The organism is Streptomyces meridianus (genome assembly GCF_023703325.1).
GTDB lineage: Bacteria > Actinomycetota > Actinomycetes > Streptomycetales > Streptomycetaceae > Streptomyces > Streptomyces meridianus.
Map to the genome: position 1 here is coordinate 1 of NZ_JAMQGM010000003.1, position 4,168 is coordinate 4,168.

The window sequence follows — 4,168 nt, forward strand, 5'->3', positions numbered from 1 at the left end:
GCCGGCTGCACGTCACCGGGACCGAGGTGGACTGGTCCGCCTTCTTCGACGGCACCGGCGCCCGCCGCATCGACCTGCCCACCTACCCCTTCCAACGGGCCCGCTACTGGGTCGACACCCAGGAGTATCTGGCCAACTCGTGGATCGGCGTGAGCGGCGGCACCATGGCCGCGGCCGGTCTGTCCGCCGCGGGACACCCGCTGCTGGGCGCGGTAGTCCCCTCGCCGGGCTCCGACGTGGTCACCTTCACCGGACGTCTCTCCGCGACCACCCACCCCTGGATCGCGGACCACGAGGTCCTGGGCAACGTTCTGCTGCCCGGCACCGGATTCGTCGAACTGGCGATCCGGGCGGGTGACTTCGTCGGGTGCGACACGTTGGAGGAGCTGGCACTCCAGACCCCGCTGATCATTCCCGAGCGGGGCGGCGTCGCGGTCCAGGTGGTCGTCGGCGCCCCGGACGGCTCCGGCCGGCGCTCGGTGGGCGTCTACTCCCGCCCGGATGACCAGCCGGACCTGGCGTGGGCCCTGCACGCCGATGGCCTCCTGGCCCCCACGTCCGACGCCCCGGCCTTCCACCTGAGCGCCTGGCCGCCTCCCGGAGCCGCACCCCTGGGTCTGGACGGAGCCTACGAGGGCCTGCGCGAGCGCGGCTTCGGCTACGGGCCGGCCTTCCGGGGCCTCCGTGCCGCCTGGCGGCGCGACGGCGAACTCTTCGCCGAAATCGCGCTGCCGGAGCCGGCACACGCCGACGGCGAGAAGTTCGGGTTCCACCCGGCCCTGTTGGACGCGGCGATGCATGCCGCGCTCGTGGACGGCACCGGTGGCGACGAGACCGTGCTGCCCTTCGTGTGGAAAAACGTCACCCTGCACGCGTCGGGTGCCTCGGCGGTGCGGGTACGCATCACACAACCCAGCCAGGAGAGCCTGTCGTTGCAGATCGCGGATACGACCGGGGCACCCGTTGCCACGGTCGGGGCCGTGGTCGGCCGGCCGGTCTCGGTCGAGCAGCTCGGCAGCAGCGGTACCGAGTCGCTGTTCCGCATCGCGTGGAATCCGCTGAAGGGCACCGGCACCGCCGACGTCCCGTGGATCTCGTGGGACGATCTGGCCGGCGGAGAGCCCGGCGACGGCACGGTCGTGCTCACCTGCGCCGCACCGGACGGGGATGTCCCCACCGCCGCTCACGACCTGGCCGACCACGTACTGGCCGTGGTGCAGCAGTGGCTGGCCGAGGACCGCTTCGAGCGGGCCACCCTCGCCGTGGTCACGCGCCGGGCGGTGGCGGTCGAGGACGGTGAGCCCGTCGACGTCCGGCAGGCACCCGTGTGGGGCCTGGTGCGCGCGGCGCAAGCGGAGAACCCCGGCCGTTTCCTGCTCGTCGACACCGACGGGACGAGCGGCCCGGAGCCTGCCCTGGCAGCGGGCGAACCGGAATCGGCCGTGCGGGACGGGCAGGTGTCCGTGCCGCGGCTCGCCCGCCCGACACCGCCCGCCGGACCGCCGGACGTCGACTTCGCCGCGGATGGGACCGTGCTGGTCACGGGCGGTACGGGCGGCCTCGGTGCGCTCGTGGCGCGGCACCTCGTCACCGGACACGGTGTCCGGCACCTGCTGCTGGTCAGCCGGCGCGGAACGGAGGCTCCCGGGATCGATGCGTTCCGCGACGAACTGACCGGCCTCGGCGCCACCGTGGCCGTCGCCGCGTGTGATGTCGCCGACCGGGACGCGCTCGCCGGAGTCCTCGACACGGTGGATCCGGCACATCCGCTGACCGCGGTCGTGCACGTGGCGGGCGTGGCCGACAACGGTGTGATCGGGACGCTCTCGCCCGACCGGATGCATGCGGTTCTGCGGCCGAAGGCGGACGCGGCGTGGCATCTGCACGAGCTGACCCGAGGCATGGATCTGTCGGCGTTCGTGATGTTCTCCTCGGCGGGTGGTCTGGTGCTGGCCGCTGGGCAGGGCAACTACGCGGCAGCCAACGTGTTCCTGGACGCACTCGCCCACCAGCGCCATGCCGCCGGGCTCCCCGCCACCTCTTTGGCCTACGGCCTGTGGGGCGTCTCCACGGGGATGACCCGAACGCTCGACCTGGCCGAACAGCGCATGGCAGCCCAGGGATTGCCCGCGATTCCGCCCGACGAGGGCCTTGCCCTGTTCGACGCCGGTCTGCGCTCCGGTCAGCCCGCGCTGGTGCCCCTGCGCATCGATGCCGTGGTGCTGCGCGATCGCGGCGAGGAGGTCCCCGTGTTGCTTCGGGGGCTGGTCCGGGTGCCCGTGCGGCGCGCAGCCCGGTCCGCCGCCTCGGCCGACGGTCTGGCGGCCCGCCTCGCCGGGCTGGATGCAGGGGCACGCTCCCGTGCTCTGCTCGAGCTCGTCCAGGGCCAGGTCGCCGCCGTGCTCGGACACGCCTCGGCCGAGGCGATCGAGCCGGAACGGGCCTTCAGCGAACTCGGTTTCGATTCGCTCGCCGCTGTCGAGTTGCGCAACCAGCTCGGTGCGGTGACCGGGATGCGCCTGCCCGCCACCCTCATCTTCGACCACCCGACCGCGCAGGCCGTGGCAGATCACCTCGACCGCGAACTCGCCGGCGCGCAGGCCGCCCCGGCCCCGGTCCGCGCACTGCCCGCCGCGTCCCGCGGCGGTGCGGTCGACGACCCCGTCGTGATCGTGGGGATGGCGTGCCGGTATCCGGGCGGGGTGGCGTCGCCGGAGGATCTGTGGCGGCTGGTGGCCGATGGTGTGGATGCCATCGGGGGGTTTCCCGAGGACCGGGGCTGGGATCCGGACGTGTATGACCCGGAGCCGGGTGTCCCGGGCAGGACGTATGCCCGGGAGGGCGGGTTCCTGTATGACGCTGCCGGTTTCGATCCGGGTTTCTTCGGGATCGGTCCGAACGAGGCGCTGATGATGGATCCGCAGCAGCGATTGCTGCTGGAGGTCTCGTGGGAGGCGATCGAGCGGGCGGGCATCGCCCCCACGACGCTCAAGGGCAGCCGGACGGGCGTGTTCGCCGGCGTGATGTACCACGACTACGCCCTGGGCGTGGAGGCGGCCGCGAGCAGCGGCGGCAGCCTGGTGTCCGGGCGCACGTCGTACACGCTCGGTCTGGAGGGGCCGGCGGTCACGGTCGACACGGCGTGCTCGTCGTCGCTGGTCTCCCTGCACATGGCGGCTCAGGCGCTGCGGTCGGGGGAGTGCTCGCTCGCGCTCGCCGGCGGTGTCGCCGTCATGGGCACGCCCGGCATGTTCGTGGAGTTCAGCCGTCAGCGGGGCCTGGCGCCCGACGGCCGGTCGAAGTCGTTCGCCGCTGCCGCGGACGGCGTCGCCTGGGGCGAGGGTGCGGGTGTGCTGCTGTTGGAGCGGTTGTCGGATGCGCGGGCGAACGGGCACCGGGTGCTGGCGGTGGTGCGTGGCTCGGCGCTGAACCAGGACGGTGCGTCGAACGGTCTGACGGCGCCGAACGGTCCGTCGCAGCAGCGGGTGATCCGGCAGGCGCTGGCCGCGGGTGGTCTGAATGCCGCGGATGTGGATGTGGTGGAGGCGCATGGGACGGGGACGCGTCTGGGTGATCCGATCGAGGCGCAGGCGCTGTTGGCCACCTATGGTCAGGAGCGTTCGGAGGACCGGCCGTTGTGGCTGGGGTCGGTGAAGTCGAACCTGGGGCACACGCAGGCGGCGGCGGGTGTGGCGGGTGTCATCAAGATGGTGATGGCGATGCGCCACGGGATGCTGCCGAGGACGTTGCACGTGGACGAGCCGTCGGACCAGGTGGACTGGACCGAGGGTCACGTGGAACTGCTCACCGAGTCGCGGGAGTGGCCGGCGGAGGGTCATCCGCGCCGTGCGGGCGTCTCGTCCTTCGGGATCAGTGGTACCAACGCCCACGTCATCCTCGAGGAGGTTCCCGAGGAGTCGAACGACGACACCCCGGACGGGACCGCCCTGCCGGTCGTGCCGTGGGTTTTCTCCGCCAGGACCCCGGCGGCATTGGCAGACCAGGCCGCGCGCCTGCTGTGTCTCGACCCGTCCGAGGCCGACATCACCGGTGTCGGGTCGTCGTTGGCGACGTCGCGGTCGGTGTTCACGCACCGGGCCTGTGTGGTGGGTGCCGATCGTGAGGAGTTGCTGCGCGGGGTGGCGGCACTGGCCGAGGGCCGGACCGC

The 4,168-nt window shown here is 72.6% G+C and carries 1 protein-coding gene; it reads left to right on the forward strand.

The window, feature by feature from the left end; translation table 11 throughout:
- The coding region (locus tag M1E25_RS03020; RefSeq protein WP_251409074.1) for a type I polyketide synthase at positions 1-4,168 on the forward strand (4,168 nt) is incomplete at both ends.